The organism is Cecembia sp. (genome assembly GCF_007126775.1).
Classification (GTDB): Bacteria; Bacteroidota; Bacteroidia; order Cytophagales; family Cyclobacteriaceae; genus Cecembia.
Window position 1 is genome coordinate 1 of the sequence record NZ_SLAP01000068.1, and the last position, 21,509, is coordinate 21,509.

The 21,509-nt window shown below is 38.6% G+C and carries 19 protein-coding genes and 1 pseudogene; 8 read left to right on the plus strand and 12 right to left on the minus strand.

All coding sequences use genetic code 11. From position 1 onward, the window contains the following. The 4 genes and pseudogenes from QZT73_RS04560 to QZT73_RS04575 form a co-directional block, all read right to left on the minus strand. Nucleotides 1-590 (minus strand): annotated as a pseudogene (locus tag QZT73_RS04560) (lipid A biosynthesis lauroyl acyltransferase); the annotation flags it as partial. A gap of 72 nt (nucleotides 591-662) precedes the next feature. Next, nucleotides 663-2,504: a glutamine--fructose-6-phosphate transaminase (isomerizing) gene (gene glmS, locus QZT73_RS04565; RefSeq protein ID WP_291777087.1), complete on the minus strand. Its 1,842-nt coding sequence runs from the start codon at nucleotides 2,502-2,504 to the stop codon at nucleotides 663-665. Nucleotides 2,505-2,629: 125 nt separating this feature from the next. Further along, on the minus strand, nucleotides 2,630-3,994 hold the full coding sequence (locus tag QZT73_RS04570) for a hypothetical protein (RefSeq protein WP_291786833.1): 1,365 nt from the start codon (nucleotides 3,992-3,994) through the stop codon (nucleotides 2,630-2,632). Beyond that, on the minus strand, nucleotides 3,954-4,766 hold the full coding sequence (locus tag QZT73_RS04575) for a glycogen/starch synthase (protein WP_291777090.1): 813 nt from the start codon (nucleotides 4,764-4,766) through the stop codon (nucleotides 3,954-3,956). The genes QZT73_RS04570 and QZT73_RS04575 overlap by 41 nt, the downstream gene beginning before the upstream one ends. 123 nt (nucleotides 4,767-4,889) lie before the next feature. On the opposite strand from QZT73_RS04575, the gene panC reads away from it, so the two are divergent. The 6 genes from panC (at nucleotide 4,890) to QZT73_RS04605 (ending at nucleotide 10,159) form a co-directional block, all read left to right on the plus strand. Continuing rightward, nucleotides 4,890-5,738, plus strand: coding sequence for a pantoate--beta-alanine ligase (gene panC / locus QZT73_RS04580; RefSeq protein WP_291786837.1), 849 nt, complete (start codon nucleotides 4,890-4,892; stop codon nucleotides 5,736-5,738). Between the two features lie 22 nt (nucleotides 5,739-5,760). After that, on the plus strand, nucleotides 5,761-6,108 hold the full coding sequence (gene panD / locus QZT73_RS04585) for an aspartate 1-decarboxylase (protein ID WP_291786840.1): 348 nt from the start codon (nucleotides 5,761-5,763) through the stop codon (nucleotides 6,106-6,108). A gap of 1 nt (nucleotide 6,109) precedes the next feature. Beyond that, nucleotides 6,110-7,111, plus strand: coding sequence for a lysylphosphatidylglycerol synthase transmembrane domain-containing protein (locus QZT73_RS04590; protein ID WP_291777096.1), 1,002 nt, complete (start codon nucleotides 6,110-6,112; stop codon nucleotides 7,109-7,111). Nucleotides 7,112-7,145: 34 nt separating this feature from the next. Then, entirely contained in the window at nucleotides 7,146-7,832 is a 687-nt protein-coding gene (locus QZT73_RS04595; protein ID WP_291786843.1) for a zinc metallopeptidase, read from the plus strand. Nucleotides 7,833-7,945: 113 nt separating this feature from the next. Continuing rightward, on the plus strand, nucleotides 7,946-9,085 hold the full coding sequence (locus QZT73_RS04600; protein ID WP_291777098.1) for an acyl-CoA dehydrogenase: 1,140 nt from the start codon (nucleotides 7,946-7,948) through the stop codon (nucleotides 9,083-9,085). 141 nt (nucleotides 9,086-9,226) lie between these two features. Then, nucleotides 9,227-10,159, plus strand: a complete 933-nt coding sequence (locus tag QZT73_RS04605) for a helix-turn-helix domain-containing protein (RefSeq protein ID WP_291777099.1) — start codon at nucleotides 9,227-9,229, stop codon at nucleotides 10,157-10,159. Nucleotides 10,160-10,424: 265 nt separating this feature from the next. Here QZT73_RS04605 and QZT73_RS04610 read toward each other — a convergent pair whose 3' ends face one another. The 6 genes from QZT73_RS04610 to QZT73_RS04635 all read right to left on the minus strand — a co-directional run bounded on the left by QZT73_RS04610 (nucleotide 10,425) and on the right by QZT73_RS04635 (nucleotide 17,596). Then, nucleotides 10,425-11,804, minus strand: coding sequence for a peptidylprolyl isomerase (locus QZT73_RS04610; protein WP_291786845.1), 1,380 nt, complete (start codon nucleotides 11,802-11,804; stop codon nucleotides 10,425-10,427). Further along, complete coding sequence (locus tag QZT73_RS04615) at nucleotides 11,797-12,693, minus strand: peptidyl-prolyl cis-trans isomerase (protein WP_291783924.1); 897 nt, start codon at nucleotides 12,691-12,693, stop codon at nucleotides 11,797-11,799. The genes QZT73_RS04610 and QZT73_RS04615 overlap by 8 nt, the downstream gene beginning before the upstream one ends. Continuing rightward, nucleotides 12,653-14,662: a peptidylprolyl isomerase gene (locus QZT73_RS04620; RefSeq protein ID WP_291786847.1), complete on the minus strand. Its 2,010-nt coding sequence runs from the start codon at nucleotides 14,660-14,662 to the stop codon at nucleotides 12,653-12,655. The genes QZT73_RS04615 and QZT73_RS04620 overlap by 41 nt, the downstream gene beginning before the upstream one ends. Before the next feature lie 91 nt (nucleotides 14,663-14,753). Continuing rightward, nucleotides 14,754-15,167, minus strand: a complete 414-nt coding sequence (locus tag QZT73_RS04625) for an ATP-binding protein (protein ID WP_291783928.1) — start codon at nucleotides 15,165-15,167, stop codon at nucleotides 14,754-14,756. Continuing rightward, nucleotides 15,164-15,502, minus strand: coding sequence for an STAS domain-containing protein (locus QZT73_RS04630; protein ID WP_291783931.1), 339 nt, complete (start codon nucleotides 15,500-15,502; stop codon nucleotides 15,164-15,166). Before QZT73_RS04630 ends, QZT73_RS04625 begins: the two co-directional genes overlap by 4 nt. A 33-nt stretch (nucleotides 15,503-15,535) precedes the next feature. After that, nucleotides 15,536-17,596, minus strand: a complete 2,061-nt coding sequence (locus QZT73_RS04635) for a SpoIIE family protein phosphatase (protein WP_291786852.1) — start codon at nucleotides 17,594-17,596, stop codon at nucleotides 15,536-15,538. A 97-nt stretch (nucleotides 17,597-17,693) separates the two neighbouring features. On the opposite strand from QZT73_RS04635, the gene QZT73_RS04640 reads away from it, so the two are divergent. After that, nucleotides 17,694-18,413: a DUF4197 domain-containing protein gene (locus tag QZT73_RS04640; RefSeq protein WP_291783937.1), complete on the plus strand. Its 720-nt coding sequence runs from the start codon at nucleotides 17,694-17,696 to the stop codon at nucleotides 18,411-18,413. Here QZT73_RS04640 and QZT73_RS04645 read toward each other — a convergent pair. Both QZT73_RS04645 and hemW read right to left on the minus strand, forming a co-directional pair. Continuing rightward, nucleotides 18,410-18,724 carry a DUF721 domain-containing protein gene (locus tag QZT73_RS04645; RefSeq protein ID WP_291783938.1) on the minus strand — a complete coding sequence of 105 codons (315 nt, stop codon included), beginning with the start codon at nucleotides 18,722-18,724 and terminating at the stop codon, nucleotides 18,410-18,412. The genes QZT73_RS04640 and QZT73_RS04645 overlap by 4 nt on opposite strands. Nucleotides 18,725-18,746: 22 nt before the next feature. After that, nucleotides 18,747-19,862, minus strand: a complete 1,116-nt coding sequence (gene hemW, locus QZT73_RS04650; RefSeq protein WP_291786854.1) for a radical SAM family heme chaperone HemW — start codon at nucleotides 19,860-19,862, stop codon at nucleotides 18,747-18,749. Nucleotides 19,863-19,910: 48 nt separating this feature from the next. Between hemW and QZT73_RS04655 the strand changes: the two genes are divergently transcribed. Next, a partial coding sequence (locus tag QZT73_RS04655; protein ID WP_291786858.1) for a hypothetical protein occupies nucleotides 19,911-21,509 on the plus strand: 1,599 nt, incomplete at its 3' end.

A 21,509-nucleotide genomic window follows, 5' to 3' on the forward strand; every position in this document is an offset into this window, starting at 1 on the left:
AAGAGACCCCCTAATTTCAGATTTCTCATTACTTTCAAGGTATCTTTACCTCTTTCAATGGCTTCTGCTCCTCTTCTGCTTCTATTTTGCGTTATCAGTTGATTTAGCCTGGTATCTTTTAGCTTCGTACCGATGATTTGAGGGCAATAATCCATTAAAGCAAGGTAAGTGGCCACCAATTCAAACGCGCCAACGTGAGCTGTCAACACAATAACACCTTTTTTGGCTTCCAAGGCTTTATGAAGGTGTTCTTCGCCAGTGACACGCACTACATTTTGGAAGGCCTGTATATCAAAGATATTGACCGAACGCATGATATCACCGGCATTTTTTCCGATCATTATAAAAACCCGTTTCGCCATCCTTAGGATTTCCTCTTTGGATTTTTCCTTTCCATAAACCAGTTCCAAATGGAGGATAGTTTTTTTGCGGGCATCTTTGATCAGGTAAAAAGCCATTCTTCCCAAAAAACCGCAAAAATGAAGCACAACTTTTCTGGGTAATATATAGGCCATAAAAAGTAGGCCCTTCACCAGGAGGTAAAGCAAAAAATACTTTAAACGTTTATGAAGGGGACGTTTTTTAGCCATTATACCCAATAAGTTCCCACAAAAATAAAAAAGCCTGTGATTAACACAGGCTTTTTTGAAAAAAATAATCTTTTATTCCACCGTTACTGATTTGGCCAGGTTTCTGGGTTGATCTACATTACAACCTCTCATGACAGCGATATGATAGGACAATTGTTGCAATGGAACCACTGCAATTAGTGGTACAAATGCCTCCTCTGTCTCAGGGATTTCAATTATATGATCTGCCATTTGTTTTACTGTAGTATCTCCTTCAGTCACAACAGCAATAATTTTACCTTTTCTGGCCTTAACTTCCTGTATATTGCTGACTACTTTTTCGTAAGAAGAATCTTTGGTAGCAATGAAGACTACCGGCATTTCTTCATCAATCAATGCGATAGGCCCATGCTTCATCTCTGCAGCAGGATAACCTTCAGCATGTATGTAAGAGATTTCTTTCAGTTTCAAAGCTCCTTCTAAGGCAACTGGGAAGTTGTATCCCCTACCTAAATACAAAAAGTTTCTCGCATCTTTGAATTCCGCGGCAATTTCTTTGATCTTTTCATTCAGTTGGAGGGCTCTTTCTACCTTTGATGGAATGGTTTCCAGTTCGCTCAACAGTTGCATGTACCTGTTTTCTGGTAATGTACCTCTCTGATAGCCCAGCTTAAGTGCCATCATGGTGAGTACAGAAATTTGAGCTGTGAATGCTTTGGTGGAAGCTACTCCAATTTCTGGACCTGCATGGGTATAGGAACCTGCATGGGTAGCTCTTGGAATGGAAGATCCTACTACATTACAAACGCCAAAGATGGTTGCTCCTTTTGATTTTGCCAGCTCTATAGCGGCTAATGTATCAGCTGTTTCACCTGACTGCGATATAGCAATAATAAAATCTTTTTCGTTGACGACAGGATTTCTATATCTGAATTCGGATGCATACTCTACTTCAACAGGAATTCTGGCAAATTCTTCGAACAGGTATTCTGCTACAAGTCCAGCATGCCAGGAAGTACCGCAGGCAGTGATGATGATCCTATCCGCATTTTGGAATTTATTCATGTAATCCCGCAAGCCACCCAAAACCAAACGACCATTTTTGGCATCTAGCCTTCCCCGCATACAATCTGCGATAGATCTTGGCTGTTCGTTGATTTCTTTCAACATGAAATGTTCATATCCACCCTTTTCAATGGCTTCCAATTCCATTTCCAATTGGTTGATATAAGGGTTAGTCTCTACATTTTCAATGGTTTTGATCTGCAATGTGCCATTGCGGATTACTGCTATTTCGTAATCATCTAGGTAGACTACCTGGTTGGTGTATTCTATAATAGGTGTGGCATCAGAGGCCAGAAAATACTCATCTTCTCCTACACCTATGACCAAAGGAGAGCCTTTTCTTGCCGCTATAAGGGTATCAGGTTCTTCTATATTCATAATTACTATGGCATAAGCGCCTACTACTTTGTGTAAAGCAAGCCTAACAGCTTCTTCCAAAGTGCAATAATTGTTTACATAAATGTCTTCGATGAATTTTATGAAAACTTCTGAGTCTGTTTCGGAATGAAAAACATAGCCTTTGTTCATCAAATCCCTTTTCAGGACATCATAGTTTTCTATGATGCCATTGTGGATGATAGCAAATTTTTCATTGGAAGAATAATGGGGGTGGGCATTGACATCGTTTGGCTCTCCATGGGTTGCCCAACGGGTATGGCCAATGCCAATTTTGGAATTCAGTTTTGAAAATCCATTGAGGTGGTTCTCGAGTTCCGATACCTTGCCCTTTTTCTTGTAAATGCTCAAACCCTCGGTATTGAGTAGGGCCACTCCGGCACTATCGTAACCGCGGTATTCCAGTCTTTTCAGCCCTTTGATAATGATGGGTAAAGCTTCCTGCTGCCCCACATAAGCTACAATTCCACACATATTTAAAAATTCTTAAAAATTATAAAACGTTAATCGAACAAAATTAACAAAAAGCAGGCCATTTAGCTAACTTTCGCAAAATTTACATACTGTTTTAATCCACTTTCTTAAAAAATAGGGTTTCATTAGAAAGCCCTGGTTTTGGAATAAAAGATTTTCAAAACCGGACTTTTTGAATCTATCACAAACTCCCTTAAAGATTGCCTGTGTTCATCTCTTCCTGCTACTAGGGGGTAAACAATAAAATCTCTCCTTTGTAAATTACCTCTATATACAGCATTCACATGGGAGGTGATAAACTGGCTGTAAACATTTCTTTCTCTATTATGAGCCAATAAAGCAGGGGCATCACCGACAATCGGGTTACCTGTATTGGGATCAAATTGAGGTCTGCCATCGGACTGGACGGCTAAGGCACCATTAGCACCTAACAGCACTCTGTTGGTTTCGTTCGTAAAAAACATTTGTAGAAACTGTGGTGGCCTGTTGGTAGTTACATTTCTTTCCAAAGGCCCCATTTCAATGGTTACTTGGTTAAATGTTACATTTTCTAAAGTATCCAAAAAACTTTCCAATGGGCTCATATCCAGTTTGACCAAGATACCTGTATTATTTTTCGAACCTGCGCGGTCTCCTAAATCATAGGCCACAAACTTATCAGTGATTGCCTCGGTGGGAGTTCCTGTAGGATCAATGGTAACTTGGTTAAAATGTCTGGCAGAATTGTTATTTACTCCAGTACCGATAGGGTAAGCTCGGGATACAGTATCATTCTCATTTCTATAAAAAAATACAAAGCCGGTATTGTTTCCAGGAGCCAGATTATAAGAAACCCTTTCATTTTCTTTGCCTCTAAAAACTAGCCCAGGAAGAAATTCCCTGAAGGTAAATATATCAGAAAATGCTGTTCCATCCTTTAAGGCTTCAAAGAGTTCATTGGCAAAGGGGTTGTCTATTAGGTTAGCAAATACAAGTGTATCCTGCCTGCTGGAAAAGTCAAAACTAGCGGAAAATACTGCTTCTTCACTATAATCCAACTGGCTGAAATTGTAATAATTAACCTCCCTGATCTGCTCGTTTAGCCGATGTACGTTTATCGTTTTCTCATCTGATAAATCATCTGCATTGACCTCTCTGATGTTAAAGTTAAACCTTACAGAATCAAGGACTGCATCTGAATTAGGCCTTGCCAGATCACGATTAAATAATAGCCTTGAATAGGCGGTAGCTTCAGTTTTTCCAAAGAAGTCGCCCTCATCATTTCCAAATACCAAGGATTCAGGATTAGTGGTCAGCAAGGAGTCCTGCATGATAACAAAAGCAGTTAGGGGTATTTCTTCATAAAATACTCCCAACTGATTATTGTTCGGATCCAATTGCAACCCAAGGTTGGAAGGGTCTTCGCAAGAACTGAATATTGGAAAGGTGATTAATAGAGACAATGCCAGCTTAGCCGGCAAGGTCTGTATAAATGTTGTAGTAACTTTCAAAAAGTTGTTCTTCTTCTTCGCTGTTGATCTCACACTTCTTGTCTTTAGAGCACTCTTCAATGAGTTGGCTTAGTTTTTCAGATATTTCTTCGCTCTTGATGACCACGTCGGCATATTCCATTCCTATTTTAAGGAAACCTTCATAGTCTTTTGATTTGAGAGGAGCCAAAATGGAATCATCTATATCCACCATTTTTATTTTCTCCAATAAATCGTCGCCAAATTTATGGCTAAATCCGGTATTATAAATAGCAAAAACTGATTTTGTATCTTTAAATAACGGTTCATTTTTGTAGGTAGTTTTGAGATACATGGGTATTAGACTTGTCATCCAGTCATTACAATGTACCACATCGGGTGCCCACCCTAATTTTTTCACGGTTTCGATTACTCCTTTACAGAAGAAAATGGCTCTTTCGTCATTGTCCTCATAGAATTTTTCTTGTTTGTCAAAGAAAACGCTTTTTCTTTGAAAATAATCTTCATTGTCTATAAAATAAACTTGAAGTTTTGCATTGGGAATAGATGCCACCTTGATAATCAAAGGTTTCTCTTCTTCACCTACGGCAATATTGATTCCAGAAAGCCTAACCACCTCATGTAACCTGTTCTTTCTTTCATTAATAAGTCCAAATCTTGGAACAAGAATTCGGATTTCCATTCCTTTTTCCTGCATGGCCTGTGGAAGGGCCCTCACGAAATTGGCTACCTCTGAGGTTTGAAGAAATGGGTTGATTTCACTTGCAACGTAGAGGATACGAAGTTTTGACATATCTTGTTGGTTTTGTTGAGCGATAATAATCCACAAATGTACAAAAAAAAACTGGCATAGCCATTGTTTTTCTGGATTTAGGTATAGCTTTGCCCCTATTTTACATTCTTAAAATACAATGCAGTGAAAATCCTCCGTACCAAAAATGCGGTAAAATCCTTTTGTCTAAATCTTCAATTAAACAAAATAACCATAGGTTTTGTACCTACGATGGGAGCCTTGCATCAAGGGCATTTGGATTTGATTAAAAAAGCAAAAGATAATACTGGATCTGTAATTGTCTCTATTTTTGTAAACCCCACCCAATTCAACAATATTGAGGATTTTGAGCAATACCCCAAATCTTTGCATAATGACTTGGAGTTATTGGAGAATATCGGGGTGGCTGCTGTTTTCATTCCTGAAAATCAGGAGATTTACCCTGATAAACCCATATTAAAGATTGATTTTGGATTATTAGAGCAGCGGCTTGAAGGAGCTTTCAGGCCCGGTCATTTCAATGGAGTGGGGATAGTCGTCTCCAAGCTGTTAAATATTGTTAAACCGGATAAAGCTTTTTTTGGAGAGAAGGATTTACAGCAAGTTGCAGTAATCAAAAGGTTGGTAATGGATCTTTCATTTGATGTGGAAATTGTTGTTGTTCCTACTGTAAGGGATAAAGATGGGCTTGCACTTTCATCGAGGAACCTGAGACTGAATCCTGTTGAAAGAAATAAAGCCTTAACATTATTCAGGATGCTTTCTTATGCCAAATCTGAACTTTTTAATGGGGGAGCCTGGTTAGACATTTTACTCCATGTAAAACATGAATTTTCACAGATTTCTGATGTGAGGTTGGAGTATTTTGAATTGGTCCATGCAGAGGATATGTCAAAGCAGGACAGTTTTAATAAAGATATTCCCCTTTCCATTTGTGTCGCTGCCTATGTGGGAAAGGTGAGATTGATAGATAATATTCCAGTAAATCATTAGTTTTGCGCCAAATTTTAGACCCATGCAAATCCAACTATTAAAATCAAAAATCCACAGAGTAAAGATTACCCAGGCAGAATTGCATTATGTAGGTAGTATAACAGTAGACGAAGATCTAATGGATGCGGCCAACATCATAGAAAATGAAAAGGTGCAGATTGTGAATATTAATAACGGGGAACGCCTGGAAACCTATGTTATCAAGGGAGAGAGAGGAAGTGGCATGATTTGTCTCAATGGTCCTGCAGCTAGAAAAGCACAGGTAGGCGATATAATTATTATCATCTCCTATTGTTCCATGGATTTTGAGGAAGCAAAAAATTACAAGCCAGTGGTTATATTTCCGGATGATCATAACAAACTGATATAAGGTGAGATTAAATTACAAACAATGGATTCAGGTTGTGCTCTCCTTTGGGGTAGCCATCTGGATCTTTTGGTTTTTATACAAAGACATCAGTTTTGAAAGTTTGAAAAGAGCCCTTAGTGAGACATCCTTTGCTTTGGTAGGTTTGTCGGTTTTGGTTTCCTTAATGGGGTATTGGATAAGAGCATGGAGGTGGCGATTGCTCATTGAAGCTGGAGAAAAAATCAAAGTCAGTACCGCGCGGTCTTTTGTGGCATTGATGATCGGATATTTGACCAATTTGCTGATTCCCCGGGCTGGAGAAGTGGCACGCTGTGCCGTATTGGCCAAAACGGAAGATCAACAAATGGGCAAGTTAATTGGTACAGTCATTTTGGAGAGAACCATAGATTTACTCTTTATGCTCATTACCATTACACTCGCTTTTTTGCTGGAAAGGAGATTATTTTTGAATCTTTTGACAGACCTGATAGTCTTTGATGAAATTGTCCAAAAAATGCTAGTTTCTTTGCCGATACTGATAGGAGGAATACTGATCACAGGAATATTTTTTTATTTTGTTTTTCATAAATACCGGGGAAGTGGGGTTTTTCGAAAATTACGTCATTTTCTCAGGGATATTATCAAAGGTTTTATAAGTGTAAGAAGGGTAAAAAATCAAAGGGGTTTTTGGGCAAGTTCATTGGCGATTTGGATCATTTATTACCTCATGATGTTATTTGTAGCATGGGCTATACCTGCTACTGCCAGTTTGTCATTGAGTGCAGTGCTTCTGGTGATGGTAATGGGAAGCATTGGCATGGTTGCGCCTGTTCAGGGAGGTATTGGTACCTTTCATGCATTAGTGGCCTTTATTTTGATAGCATTTGGCTTAAGTGAGGAACAGGGTAAAATATTTGCAGTGATCATCCACAGTAGTCAGGTGTTTACAGTTTTAATGGCAGGTTTGGCGACCTCGGTTATTTTCTTAAAAATTACTGCTAAAAAAGCATCCAAAACTCATTAAATTCGTAATTAGAAAAGCAAAAAAACAGAAAACTATGATCATATTAATTGTTATTGTATTTGCCGTATTGGGATTTATTGTCAGCAGGAGACTGAAAAGCAAATTCAAAAAATACTCTCAGACATCACTTAAGGCCAATCTTTCAGGAAAGGAAATCGCCGAATTGATGTTGGCTGATAATAATATAACAGACGTCAAGGTATTGTCTGTAGAAGGTCAGCTAACCGATCATTATAATCCGATGAATAAGACAGTTAATCTTAGCCCGGATGTATATTTTGGCAGGAATGCTGCTGCGGCTGCTGTTTCCGCTCACGAATGTGGCCATGCTATTCAGCATGCTACAGCCTATTCTTGGCTGAAGATGAGGTCTGCAATGGTCCCTGTTCAAAATGCAAGCGGTAAAATTTTAAATATTGTATTGATCGCTTCATTATTTGGGGGGGCTTTTATCGGCTTGCCATATGAGCTTATTGGCTTTATAATCGTAGGTGCTTATGGTATCATGACCTTATTTACCCTGATCACATTACCGGTGGAATTTGATGCAAGTGCCAGAGCGTTGGCCTGGGTCAAAGAAAGAAATGTAGTAACCAGTGATGAGTATGCCATGTCTAAAGATGCTTTAAAATGGGCAGCAATGACCTATGTGGTTGCTGCTTTAGCAGCACTGGCAACTTTGGCCTACTATATTATGATATTCTTTGGAAATAGGGATTGACAAGAAACTTATTTTCACGATTTGAGTTTACATTTAAGGGGCAGGAAATTGCCCCTTATTTTTTTTGTAACTAAATTCCAATCGAAAATAAATATAACCCAAATAGTATAGATATGCATTTTGAATTTACGGAGGAGCACATTGCGGTGCGGGATGCAGCCAGAGATTTTGCCCAAACAGAATTGCTGCCGGGAGTGATTGAAAGAGATACAGAGGCTAAGTTTCCCCATGAACAGATAGAAAAAATGGGAGGACTTGGCTTTATGGGCATGATGGTAGATCCCAAATATAATGGAGGCGGTATGGATACGGTATCTTATGTATTGGCCATGGAAGAAATTTCAAAAATTGATGCTTCTGCTTCGGTGTCGATGTCTGTTAATAATTCTTTGGTATGTTGGGGATTGGAAAAATACGGGAATGAGGCCCAGAAAGAAAAATACCTGAAGAGATTGGCAACTGGCGAAATAATAGGGGCCTTTTGTCTTTCAGAACCTGAAGCGGGCTCTGATGCCACATCTCAAAGAACCACTGCCGAACTTGAAGGAGAGCATTATATCTTAAATGGCACCAAAAATTGGATAACCAATGGATCCACAGCTTCGGTTTACCTGGTAATTGCCCAAACAGATCCCGCAAAAGGGCATAAAGGTATTTCTGCCTTTATCGTGGAGAAAGAATGGGAAGGCTTTGTTATTGGTAAAAAAGAAGACAAACTTGGAATCAGAGGTTCAGACACCCATTCTTTGATGTTTACAGATGTTAAGGTACCGGTTGAGAATAGGATTGGAGACGAAGGATTTGGGTTTACATTTGCCATGGAAACACTCAATGGAGGCAGAATAGGAATTGCTGCCCAAGCACTTGGCATTGCATCAGGTGCCTATGAATTGGCATTGGCATATTCCAAAGAGCGCAAAGCTTTTGGAAAACCTATTAGCCAACACCAAGCAATCCAGTTTAAATTGGCCGATATGGCTACTCAAATAGAAGCTGCGCGATTATTGGTAGTAAAATCTGCATGGCTAAAGGATCAGGGAAGAGATTATGCCCATGCCAGTGCCATGGCCAAATTATATGCTTCAGAAGTAGCGATGAATGTAACGGTCGAGGCTGTTCAGGTCCATGGGGGTTATGGTTATGTTAAAGAATACCATGTAGAGCGGTTGATGCGTGATGCAAAAATTACCCAGATTTATGAAGGAACCAGTGAAATTCAAAAAATAGTTATATCAAGAGGCATTTTAAGATAAATCAGGTTATGATTGGAGAAAGGGCATAAAGTCTAATTATTTATGCCCTTTTCCGCCATTTCGTAATTTTTTATTAATTTTTTTTACTTATTTGAAGAAAATTAATATACTTTTACCAAAAAACATAAACTTGTTGTCCTCATGGAATATTACAACAAAGTCATCGAATCAGTAGGAGTTCGCTTTTTAAAAGGCAATAATTATAAAATAGAGAAGCCGGTAAGCATTTCTGACTATCATGATACAGATAATTCGCTAATACTATTGCATCGTGGAAATTTGAAGTTTGGGGAGGAGCAAGAAGTAGTCAATGAAGGTGAAATCCTATTCATACCTTCTGGTAGGAAAACGGCCATTTCTTTCGGTTCTGTTGGGAAGAAAAGTGATATCACTAATGAAAGCTTTCTGGATAACAAAAGAAAGTACCTTCAGACCATTAGTTTTAAGGAGATCAAGTCTCTGGATGAGGACTGTGTGTCAATTGTCAATTTTGAGGCAAAGGTTTTTGATGTGGTCAATTTTTTCAATTCTCTGGGGATCCCTTCTTTTGTAATCCGCTTCAATGACCGTATCGCAACGATTATTGAAGATATGGTGAAAGAAAATGAAAACCAGATTCCTGGCAAGGAAAGGGTGATGAAAATTCATACTGAACTTCTGGTGATTGAGGTGGTCAGACATATTCTCAAAAACAGGTTGTTTATGGAGGAGTTGTCCACCAATAGCACCTATTTTAAGGATCCAAGGCTAATTGATCTATTCAATTATATCAAGAAAAATATCGGAGGAGATTTATCGAATAAAGTATTGGCCAAAGTAGCAAATGTATCCGAAGATTATGTAGGCCAGTATTTTAAAATGCTTACTGGAATCAACCCTCAGGATTACATTGAATACCAGAGAATGGAAGCGGCAGTCGAGCTTTTAAGGACTTCCAAGAAAAGTATAAGAGATATAGGCAAGGAAGTAGGTTATAAGGATACGGCCTATTTCTGCAGGCGTTTCAAAATGATGTATGGCCTACCGGCCGGAAAAATGAGAAGAAGAGAATCTTTGATCAACGTGCAGAGTTAAAAAAAGCCGCCCTCAAAGGCGGCTTTTTTTAACTGGTGCTACTTATAAACACGAAGCAATTTGATAATGCTTGATTTATACTATTTAATTTAAGATCAAATACAGGGGTTTCAATAAAATTAACCCAAAAACCGTACAGCATATACTGAGGTTTTGTTAGGTATCTTCAAGCAAGCTAATCCTTGGCTTCAGTTCCCCATATATCTATACAGCTTGACTTCTCCAACTCGAATCTTATGCAATTCTCTGACATTTTCATCAGCTGCTATCTATCTTTTAGGGCCTCACATCTGTCATAAGCCGGGTCGATATCTATAAATACATCCTCTTTCGCTGTAAGAAACCACCTGCTTAAAATTTCCTCCTCCTTCTTTCTTCTTGTTGCGGCCTTCAATTTTTCATAATCATCATCCATGTTGGCTCTGTGAGCGGGGAACCTTTCCCGATAATACAAGATACGCACTTTGGTGCCTTCTCTTTCATCTTCAAACCTCATAGGTTTTGTAATTGATCCCACCTCCATACTATCCAATGTAAAATAGAGCAATGGATCATCCAAAGTCCTTAAAGTTAACCTGGAAGAACCAGTCTGCGGGTCCGCAAAAAAGCCGCCATTATCTGAAGTAGACCGGTCGTCAGAGTATTCTTTAGCAGCTTTCGCAAAGGTAATTTTCTCATCTAGTATTTGAGTTTTCAAGCTATCTAGGTACCTTTCTGCCTTTTTAATGTCCTCTTCAGCGGGCATTGGCTGTATAAGAATATGTCGGGTATTGAAGGTATTTCCTTTTCTTTCCAGTAATTGTATGATGTGAAAACCAAACATCGTTTCAACAGGATCACTTATTTCCCCTTGTCTTAATCCCAAAGCCGTAGCCTCATATTCGGGGGCTAGTTCGCCTCGACGGAAAAACCCGAGTTCTCCTCCCATAGCGGCTGATCCAGGATCTTGGGAGTACTGTTTGGCCATGGTTTGAAAGTCCGTTGTCCCATCCATGATCCTGCTTTTGATTTCCCGAAGTTGATTTTCGATTTGATCTTTAACTCCCTTATTGACATCTGGTTTTTTCACTATTTGACCTACGGTTACTTCTGCTGAGAAGAAAGGAAGGGAATCTCTTGGGATGGAGTTATAAAACCTTTTTACTTCTACTGGAGAAACAGCCAATCCTTCCGTAATTTTTGCCTGCATTTTTTGGATGATAAGTTGTTCTCGGATAGGCTCTTCAATTTCCGCTTTCATTTGATCGGCAGTTTTACCGTATATTTCCGGTAAAACACTTTCATCCCCACCCAACTGGGCAAGTATCATTGAAAATCTTTGATCAGTTTGGATCATTACCTCAGCGTCGGAGACCATCACTGAATCTAGATCTGCTTTGGCGACCATCAGTTTATTGATCAATAAGGATTCAAAAACATCACATCTTGAGGGCGTTTCAAATCCCTGTCTGGATTGGGAAATGGCATCCAGGTAGGCTTTCTGAACATCTGATTCCAAGACGATGTAGTTATTTACCTTTGCGACAATCTTATCCAATACCTGTCCTGACTCTGGACTTGCGCTGCTTTGTCCATCCTCCTGGGCAAAGCTGCTGTGCAAAATCAATCCAAAGATTAAAGCCAGGATGTACTTCAATTTATTCATATATTTTAAACTCATTATTTTCAAGTGCACGGTTATAAATTTCCTTTTGTAGTTCCTCGACGAGTTGAATCCGCTTTTTGTTGAGAAGAATTTTGGAAATCTCATCTTTAACAAATTCCAATGGTGGGGTTTGATCTTCTAACCTGTATTCCAAAATCCTAAAGTAATACCTGTACCAATCATCCTCTACGATGATCAGCTTATTGTTTCTCAGTAAAGCCACCAAGTTCGAGTTTCCAGCCAAAGGCGTATTGATCACTATATCTCCCATTTTTACCCAAACAGCATCTTCTAGGTAGTAATTTGCTGCCTGTTCCATAGCAATCTTCTGAATGGCATCTTTTTGTAACCCATCCTCCAACCTCAAGAACCTTTCCAAATTTGGGTTTTGAGGATTATTCCTTTCCAACTTAAGAAAATTTAACCGGGCGATGATTTCCTTTAGGCTGAAATTTTCCAAGTTGAGGTTATAGTATTCCTCTATTTCTTGTTCAGGAATGGTGTTCTCAATATTTTTTTCCAAATAATCCTTCTCAAATTCATACACCATTAAGGCATACTTGTAGTCAAGCAGTTTCCTGTTTATCTCAGCCTCATCTATTAATTTCGATTTCGAGGCTTCCTTTATCATCAATTGTTTTCGAACCCATGATTGGATGTAACGTTCTATTATGTTGCTGCTGTCTGCAGAAGACAGTCCTGTGGTATTGACCAGTTTTAGATCAGATTGTCTTAAAAACTGTTGTTCCACAGATGCAACTAAAGGATCCTCCTCGTCCTCTAAACCTGATTTAAAGTGAAAGAGATCACAAGAAGCCATCAGCAACAACAGCAATATCCAGCTGTTTTCAATCTTTAACGGCAAGTTGGTATATTTTCTTTTTTTCATCCTCATCAATTCGGATGATATAGTTTGCTTTAAGTTTTTGGATAAGGATTTTGTCTAAGAACTGTTGATAATCCTGTATGACTTTTCCTCTGGTTTCTTCAAATTTCTTGGCTTGGGGAGGGACCCTTTCACCTATCAGAATAAATGAACTTTTTCCATTGATCTTTATTTCATGGAAGTCCTTGTTGATTTCAACCTTCGAAAGTACAGGATGATCCTCCCATTCATACAATCCCTCATCCATGGTAAACATTAATGAGTTATCCAACAGGAATGTGTTTTCCAATCTGTCGGCCAAGTCTTTTTTGTATTTTTTGTTTGTCAGAAACCGCCTAACTGATTCAGCATATGTCTCTTTACCAAGAGTGACGATCAAAGCCTCTACCCTTTCATTCCATAAATATTGGTTTTTATTTTCTTCATAGAAATTAACTTGGCCAATACTGTCCATAAGTGCCCTTTGCCAAACCTGTTCGTTCATTAAAGAAAACAAGAGTATTCCGTCTCTGTATTCCCGAAGCAATAAACTGTATTCTTTATTATTTGCCAAGAGGTCTCTTTCTTCTGCTGTATTAAGTGTGTATTCAATAAACCGGTCCAATGAATTAGCGACACTGTTTCTGGATCCTATACTTACTTTATTTTTTTCATTTTCCATGAAGACCAGAAGGTCTTTTACAGTTATATCCTGATCCTCCACCATGAAGAGTACATCTTCTTGTATTGTATTCGACATCACATCTTCTTTGAATTTTTCCAAGGAGTTGGTTTCATCGAGAAGTTTTTGGACTTTTAATAAAGCAGTTCCGTTTTCCTGAAAGCCATAACGGGACTTCTGAATTGCAGTGACCTGTGACTGAATGAGAGATGACCTGCTGTCTCTTAGTATGCGTGATTTGATAGAAGCTTCCATTTCTTCATAAGAAGGAATAGGCCTTTGTTCGTCTAATCGAATGATATGGTAGCCATAAGGTGTCTTAACGGGGGGAGAGATTTCACCTACTTCTGAAATGGAAAAAGCTACCCTTTCGAATTCGGGGATCACTGAACCTAACCCTATCCAAGGCAAAGCTCCACCGGAATTTTTACTGCCCAGATCTTCAGAGTACATTTTACAAACTTCTTCCCACAAACTTTCAGGTTTTTGAAGTTCAGTATAAATATCCCCTACTTTTCTTAAGGCTCTTTCTTCAGATACAGGATCGCCAGGTTGTGTTCGCACCAAAATATGGGAAACTTTTATTTCTCCAGGGTTAGGTTTTCTGTCTTCCAGTTTGATGATATGGTAACCAAAATTTGTCAAGATGGGGTCTGAGATATCTCCAACATCCAATCCAAAAGCAGCATCCTCAAATTGATGCACCATTTGAAGGGCTGTAAAATAACCTAAACTCCCTTTGTTATCTTTTGCAGAGGGGTCTTCCGAATGTTCTAATGCCAATTGGTTGAAGTCCGCACCGGCTTCAGCCTCTTCCTTCAGCTTTTGGGCCATTCTAAATACAGCAACTGTATCTTCCCTACTGGCATTATTGGGAAACTGTAAAAGGATGTGGCTTGCTTTTACCACCTCTTTCATCCTGTTATATGCCTTGATCAATTCTCCCTGTTGCAGGGAGTTTTTGATGAGATAGGGTTGAATCAAGTCTTCTTTGAATACTTCAAACTCTCTACGAAATTCTTCAAGGGTATCCAATCCCAAATTTTCGGCTTCTTTGACTTTCAGTTTGTAATTGATAAATAGCTCCAGGTTTTCATCAAACTCTTCTGGATTTAATTTGTCTTCCTTGTCCTGGAACTGCCTGTTTTTGGTCAATAAGTGCAAAAACTCATCAGCAAAGATGTTTTCATTTCCAATAGTCAGTAAAGGAACAGACATTTCCGGATCGGAAGCTTCTTTTATTGGTGTAGTTTTGGGGCTGCAGCCCAATACCGCTGCAAAAAGGAAATACCAAATGAAATTTTTGCTCATAGGAAAACGCATGCCAAAATGATACTACAATGTTACAAATTTATATGTAGAATTTTGGGAACTTTGGGTATTAAGCTCTAAGAATTAACAATTATTTGGATTTCAGTTCTTTGATCAACCGGCAGGTGTTTTTGACACCATTTGATTCAAATTCAATTTTATCCATTATTTTTTTCACCAACATGATTCCTAGTCCGCCTTTTCTTTTTGTTTTTACCACCTCATCAAGTTCAGGTTCTTGGTACTCTAGTAGGTTAAACCCTTTGCCCATGTCCTTTATTTCAAAAATGATGGTATTGTCGTTAATTTCAGTTTTAAGGTTGATGTAGGTGTCAGGGTCACAGGAATGCGAATGGATTATCATATTGGCACAGACTTCTTCTACTGCCAAAATCAATTGGTGTATTTCTATTTCATTAAGGTTAGTCTGTTGAAGGGTATTATTCAAAAACCCCCTTAAACTGGCCAACTTTTGGGTGTCGCAATATAACTTTAAATCATTCATAGCATCGCCTCGAGCGCGTCCTGCTGGTTATTCTTAATCGTAATTAACTTATCTAAACCTAAAATCACAAATACCTGGTGTACTTTTTCAAGTAGACCATAAATGACAATTTGAATATCCTTTTCATGGAATTCTTCCAAATAAGACATAAAAACACCAAGTCCTGCAGAGGAGATGTATTCTAATTGAGATCCATCAACTAGAATTTTCTTGGCACCTCTACTTATCATGTCCTGAATTGCCGCATCCAGATCAACAGAATTACTGGCATCTATTTCTCCGGAAAGCTGCAATACCATGTGATCTGTTTGATCGATATTTTCAATCTTAAGCATGTCTAGATATACGCTAATTAATTATTTTAGTTTTCATTTGAATTTAACTACCATCAGGGAGTAATCATCATCAGCTATTCTATTTTTTCCTATAAATTTATAAACCTCCTGAATAATGGTATCCTGTATTTCCTTACTGTTCAAGTTTTTATTTTCATCCACTACAGTTTTTAACCTTTCATAGCCAAATTCCACTCCATTCCCATCTTTGGCTTCTACGATACCATCCGTGATCAGTACAAGGACATCTCCTGAACCAAATTGGAAAGTTTTCTCATGAACGTACTTTTCGTATAACTTGTTTCTTAATATTCCTAAACCCATTCCGTCAATACTCAGGTAGTATGTTTCCTGTTTTCGGTGATTGTAATACAATGTGGGACAATGTCCCGCTCTGCTATAGGTTATTTTTTTGGAATCCGTATTGATCAGGTAATATGCCGTGGTGATAAAGTGATTTTTTTCTAGACATTCACTTAATGCATTGTTGGCCAATATCATGAAATCCTTAGGGTTTGAATGTGTCTGAACCAAGCTATGGAAAACCCCCTTCATCTGAGACATATTGAAGGCTGCCGAGGTTCCTTTTCCGGACACATCTCCAATGATGAGCACAAAGGTATGGTCGTCAAGCTGTTTGGTTTCATAATAATCCCCACCTACTTCATCAGCCGCCGCCGAGAAAGCTGAAATTTCAAAACTTTCATCGTGGTGAAGTTTATCAGGCAGCAAACTTTCCTGTACCCTTTGGGCTATCTTTAGTTCTTCCTTATACCGTTCATTTTTGATGGCATCATTAAGCAATCTGTAATTTTCTACCGAAATACATGCCTGGCCGACAAAAGTGGAAATGATGTTCAGCATTTCTTTATTAAATCCATCTTTTACTTCCTTCACAAGTACGAGACGTCCGATTAATTCTTGGTTTACAAGTAATGGAGCAACCAAAGCTGACTTATAAAGGTTATGATTGATTTTAACTTGAAATACTTTTGATTCTTCCTCTTTTCTATAAGTATTGTTATGCTGAAGCGCCTTGCTATCAGCAATCAGTTCTTTTACCTGTCCAAGATTTTTTTTATCAATAAACCGTTCTTGAATTAAAGTGAGTTTTCCTTCTTTGTTGGAGGTTTCCAACCAACCCCCATCGGCATATGATGCACTCATGCTGGAGTCTATCAATATGTCCAACACTTGGTTTTCATTTTCGCCTGGCTTAATGGACTGGCTGAGTCGTTGAAAGTTTATGGCTTCTACAAGCTTTTGCTCAAATACAGATGAGGTTGGTAAATTAAAGAGGGTGACCAAAAAGCTGAATAGTGAATATATAAATACAAAAGCAAAAAGCCCTATCAGTAAGAGATTATCGGTAAGATTCACTGGAATCTGATCGGCATCACTATAAGACAATACTTGGAAAAAAAGGTAAGAGGAAGAAATTAAGATAATGGAAAAAAAGAGAATGGACTTCCATTTCTCTTTAAAAGTAAGGTAAGGAATCCATTTCAGATTGATGGCTAAGGAAATGGAGAATATATTGAGAAAGACTAAGCCAAATAGAAAGCTATAATCTAAGGTATTTTGGTTAAAGAAAACAAAAAACATACTTATCAAGAGCAGAATCTCAAAAGCTTGCCATTGCTGTACAACCTTTTTTGTTTTCTGGTATAAAATCAGTCTTTTCCAAAGTAGGGTGCAAGAGATCAGAAAAAGACTGGTCATGGCAAAATTGATGTGATAAAAAAAGTTTCTCAATAGAGGGTCCAATGCCAATCTGGAATCTCCTAAGATTCCATAAAATCCGCGGATTAAAAGTGAAATGCCCAAAGCCAATAAACCCGTAGAGGCACCTCTCCAAATCAGATTCAAGAATTCGTTTTTTTCATTTTTTGTTATGGAATAATTATAAAAAATGTAGACCATGATAAAAAACACTACCTGGAGAATATAAGAAACCTCGGGAACTACTCCAGATTCAATTTGGTTCATCATCCCAAAAATCCTGGTAATATCAACAAAAAGTAAAGCCAGCCATGCCAAAATGGCAATCAAGAAACTAACTTTTCCGATATTTGGACTTAAGAACTTGAGCATTGATCTGAAAGGATCACAATATTAACCAAACTAACTTAATTATTTTGGGTGTATACCTTAGACCATTTATAAAATTATGTTAAAATTCAATAAAAAGATGAAGCTATCTCATGCAATGAGTCCCGCACTTTTCCTAATTTTTCTTATTTCCTGCTCCTCTGCGGATATCAATAAACTGCTTCAAGGTGTTGGAGGGCAAGGCCCATTGACCCAGTCTGAGGTATCGCAAGGGCTTAAGGAGGCGCTGATACAAGGCATCAGTAAAGGAGCCGATCAAGCTGCTGAGACAGATGGTTTTTTTAGGAATGAACTGATCAAAATCCTTTTGCCAGAGGATGCCAGAAGGGTAGAGAATACTTTAAGACAGGTTGGTCTGGGCGCAGAGGTGGACAGGGCGCTTTTGGCTATCAATAGGGGTGCAGAACGGGCAGCTTTGGAGGCCAAGCCTATATTCATCCAAGCTATCAGGCAAATGACCATTCAAGATGCCTTTCAGGTTTTAAGGGGCGATGAGGATGCAGCGACCCAATTTCTCAGAAGGTCTACAGAAAGTCAGCTTATTGCACTCTTCCAGCCTAGAATCCAAGAGTCTTTGAACGAGGTGGGTGCAACAAGGTTTTATGGTGACATAGCCAATTCCTACAACAGTCTGCCCTTGGTGAATAGAAAGATTGACCCTGACTTGAACGCTTATGTTACAGAAAGGGCAATAGACGGTTTGTTTCAGTTAATAGCGATTGAGGAAAAAAATATTCGGGAAAATCCTCTTGATAGAACAACAGCTTTGATGAGGCGCGTTTTTTCAGCGCAGGATTAAATAAAAACGACCTCTTGGATTATACCTTTTCCAAATTGCTTTTCAATAAGGTTTAAAACTTTAGACCGGTTCATTGATAGTTCTTTTTTAAGGGCACCTGATGCTATTTTGACAAATAGTTTCTTTTCTTTCACAAAAAGTGAATCTGTACGGGAAGCTACCGTTTTACCCATGATCTCGGGCCATGCTTGGATGACTTGTCTTTCATCGAATTTATCTTTCAGTCTGTAAGCATTCAATAATTCTTCAAAAGCCTCCTGTAAGGGGGCCACTTCCTTTCTTCTTCCCGTGTGATCTTTGTATTTACCCATTTCTCAAAGATAGTATTTAAAGTCAGATAAAAAGTGAAGCAGCCACCGTATCTGCTAACAGTTTGCCTTTATCACTGAGTTTGACGGCATTTTCATGGATGGCTATCAATTTCAAATTTATTAGTTTTTTCAATTCCTCTTGATCCAGCTGTACCCCATATTCCATGTTTAATTTATCTAAATCACAGCCCCAAAGTGTTCTTAGGGAAGTGAGTATATATTCATTGACCAACTCTTCCTCCGACAGTTCATCTACTTGATATGGAAGTTTGCCTTCTCTTATGGACTTTATGTAAAGGGCATTGTTGGCAATATTATGACCTCTTTTTTTTCCATCAAAAGAATGTGCGCTCGGCCCAATTCCCAAGTAGGGCACTCCCAGCCAATAATTGGTATTGTGTAAGGCAAATTGCCCGGCTTTCCCAAAATTTGAAATTTCATATTGTATGTAGCCGGCCATTGTCATTTCCTTTTGTAGCAGCTCAAATTGTTCTGCAACAAAATCCTCAGAAGCTTCATTGAATTCTCCTTTTTTCAGCCAGTTACCAAATGCAGTTTTGGGCTCAATGGTCAGGGCATAACTGCTTATATGGCCTGGATCAAGTATAAGGGCCTGTTCCAAATCTTTTTCCCAAATGCTGTGAGTTTCATTGGGGAAGCCATAGATCAAATCTATGGAAAGCTTTTCGAAACCCGCATCTTTTGCCAAATCAATAGCATTTAACGACTCCTTTTGATTATGCGCCCTATTGTAGAATTTCAATACCCCTTCATCAAAACTTTGAATACCTATACTCAACCGGTCTACACCCAAGCTTTTAATGTTTTTAAGTTTGTTTGGCTGCAAATCATCTGGATTGGCCTCTAGGGTAAATTCTTTTAAGTCTAAATTGTAATGTTTATAGAGTGTGTTGATTATGGAGGCCAGTTCTTTTTCATTTAAGAGGGAAGGAGTCCCTCCTCCAAAGTAAATGGTCTCTACAGGATCGGTGATTGACAGAAAATCTTTTCTTTTTTCAAGCTCCAACAGGATCATTTCGACCATGACAGCTTTATTCTGAATCTGGGTGCTGAAATGGAAATCGCAATAATGGCAAGCTTGCTTACAGAAAGGTATGTGGATGTAGATACCGGACAAATTGATTACTTTTGAGTTCAAAGATACACCTAAACCACTTAGCTTCCATTGAAAAAAAGTTTCATTTATTTTTTGTTGCTTTGTCAATACTGCCTGAGTCCATTGAAAGCACAGCAGGATACGTGGCTGAAATATGAAATCAAGGGAGATTTTTCCAAGCAGGGGGAGTTTAAATACACAGATTCCTTACAATTGGAGCAATTTAAAAGGGAAACCTTGGCAGAATTGCATCAATTGGGCTATTTAACTCCTGTACCTATAATAAAAGAACATGGGGATGGCCAGATTTTATGGATCATATTTACAGGAGGGAAGTTTGAGTGGTTAAAAATCAGGAGGGGAAATGTTGATCCTGTTTTTTTGATCAAATCGGGTATTGATCTCCGGCAATTTGAAAACCAGGCTGTAAACTATAAAGATGTTGCCCTCCTTTTTGAAAAAATTCTGAAAAATTCTGAAAATCAGGGGTATCCTTTTGCCGCTATACGCCTTGATTCTTTAAGAAGAGATCAAAACAGGTTTGAAGGCGCATTGGATTTGGATTTTGGTCCATTCATTACTTTTGATACTTTGAAGATTACTGGTGATTCCAGGACCAAACGCCAGTTTTTGGGCAATTTTCTCCAAATTAGGCCTGGAGAAGCATTTTCTCAGAAAAAAGTTGTAGATGGGATAAGACAGGTTCGGAATTTGCCTTATTTGAGATGGGCAGGAGAGCCAGAAATCAGTTTTCAAAATGAAGAGGCAACCTTATATTTGCCGGTAAATGATAGGAGGATTAACTCCATAGACGGCATTATTGGTTTTTTGCCCAATGAGTTACAAGGAGGTAGAATGCTAATCACAGGACAATTTGATCTTGCATTATACAATGTGGCTGGCAGAGGTAGAAACTATGAACTGCATTGGCAGCGCTTCAATGAATTTTCTCAGAGTCTTCACGTTTCTGCTTTGGAGCCATTGGTACTGGGATCAGGTATAGATATTAAGGCTTCATTTTCTTTGTTAAAAGAAGATACGACATTCCTAACCAGAGATTTCAAATTGGATTTTGGGTACAGAATAGGCTCCAATACGTATTTAAGTCTTTTTTCTCGAAGGCAGGCAGGAGACCTATTGGATGTATCGGGTTTGGGTGAATTAAATAGATTGCCGGCAGTAGGGGATTTTAGGTTCAACAGCTATGGTGCAGGTTTTGAACAGTCTTGGTTGGATGACCGCTTCTTTCCAAGGAGAGGGGGGCTGGCCAATTTTGAATTTTCTATCGGCAATAAAAGTATTTTGATCAATACAGCTATTCCGGTTGAGTTATACCAAGGGCTCGATTTGAGAAGTTTACAATATTATTTTACGGGAATTTTTGAAAAACACTTCTATTGGAATTCAAGGTGGGGATTATTTTCGAGGCTTTCTGGAGGTGTAATGGAAAACCCTAACCTTTTTGTCAATGATCTTTTCCGAATAGGGGGATTAAGGACTATTAGGGGGTTCAATGAAAACTTCTTTTTTGCCAATAATTTTATATTCCTTAATGTAGAACCAAGGTATTATTTTGATACCTACTCTTATTTTATGATTTTTGCGGACGTAGGAAGACTTGACAATAAGGTTCAGAGTCTTCCGACGGATTTCCCATATGCTGCTGGT

What these genes read in the sequence shown, in the direction of transcription:
- QZT73_RS04600 (WP_291777098.1), top strand. Translation starts at nt 7,946, where the DNA reads ATGCATTTTGAATTTACGGAGGAGCACATTGCGGTGCGGGATGCAGCC.
- QZT73_RS04620 (WP_291786847.1), bottom strand. Translation starts at nt 14,662, where the DNA reads ATGAGCAAAAATTTCATTTGGTATTTCCTTTTTGCAGCGGTATTGGGC.
- panD (WP_291786840.1), top strand. Translation starts at nt 5,761, where the DNA reads ATGCAAATCCAACTATTAAAATCAAAAATCCACAGAGTAAAGATTACC.
- QZT73_RS04635 (WP_291786852.1), bottom strand. Translation starts at nt 17,596, where the DNA reads ATGCTCAAGTTCTTAAGTCCAAATATCGGAAAAGTTAGTTTCTTGATT.
- QZT73_RS04610 (WP_291786845.1), bottom strand. Translation starts at nt 11,804, where the DNA reads ATGAATAAATTGAAGTACATCCTGGCTTTAATCTTTGGATTGATTTTG.
- QZT73_RS04575 (WP_291777090.1), bottom strand. Translation starts at nt 4,766, where the DNA reads ATGTCAAAACTTCGTATCCTCTACGTTGCAAGTGAAATCAACCCATTT.
- QZT73_RS04605 (WP_291777099.1), top strand. Translation starts at nt 9,227, where the DNA reads ATGGAATATTACAACAAAGTCATCGAATCAGTAGGAGTTCGCTTTTTA.
- QZT73_RS04645 (WP_291783938.1), bottom strand. Translation starts at nt 18,724, where the DNA reads ATGGGTAAATACAAAGATCACACGGGAAGAAGAAAGGAAGTGGCCCCC.
- QZT73_RS04595 (WP_291786843.1), top strand. Translation starts at nt 7,146, where the DNA reads ATGATCATATTAATTGTTATTGTATTTGCCGTATTGGGATTTATTGTC.
- QZT73_RS04615 (WP_291783924.1), bottom strand. Translation starts at nt 12,693, where the DNA reads ATGAAAAAAAGAAAATATACCAACTTGCCGTTAAAGATTGAAAACAGC.
- QZT73_RS04625 (WP_291783928.1), bottom strand. Translation starts at nt 15,167, where the DNA reads ATGAATGATTTAAAGTTATATTGCGACACCCAAAAGTTGGCCAGTTTA.
- QZT73_RS04630 (WP_291783931.1), bottom strand. Translation starts at nt 15,502, where the DNA reads ATGCTTAAGATTGAAAATATCGATCAAACAGATCACATGGTATTGCAG.
- QZT73_RS04640 (WP_291783937.1), top strand. Translation starts at nt 17,694, where the DNA reads ATGAAGCTATCTCATGCAATGAGTCCCGCACTTTTCCTAATTTTTCTT.
- glmS (WP_291777087.1), bottom strand. Translation starts at nt 2,504, where the DNA reads ATGTGTGGAATTGTAGCTTATGTGGGGCAGCAGGAAGCTTTACCCATC.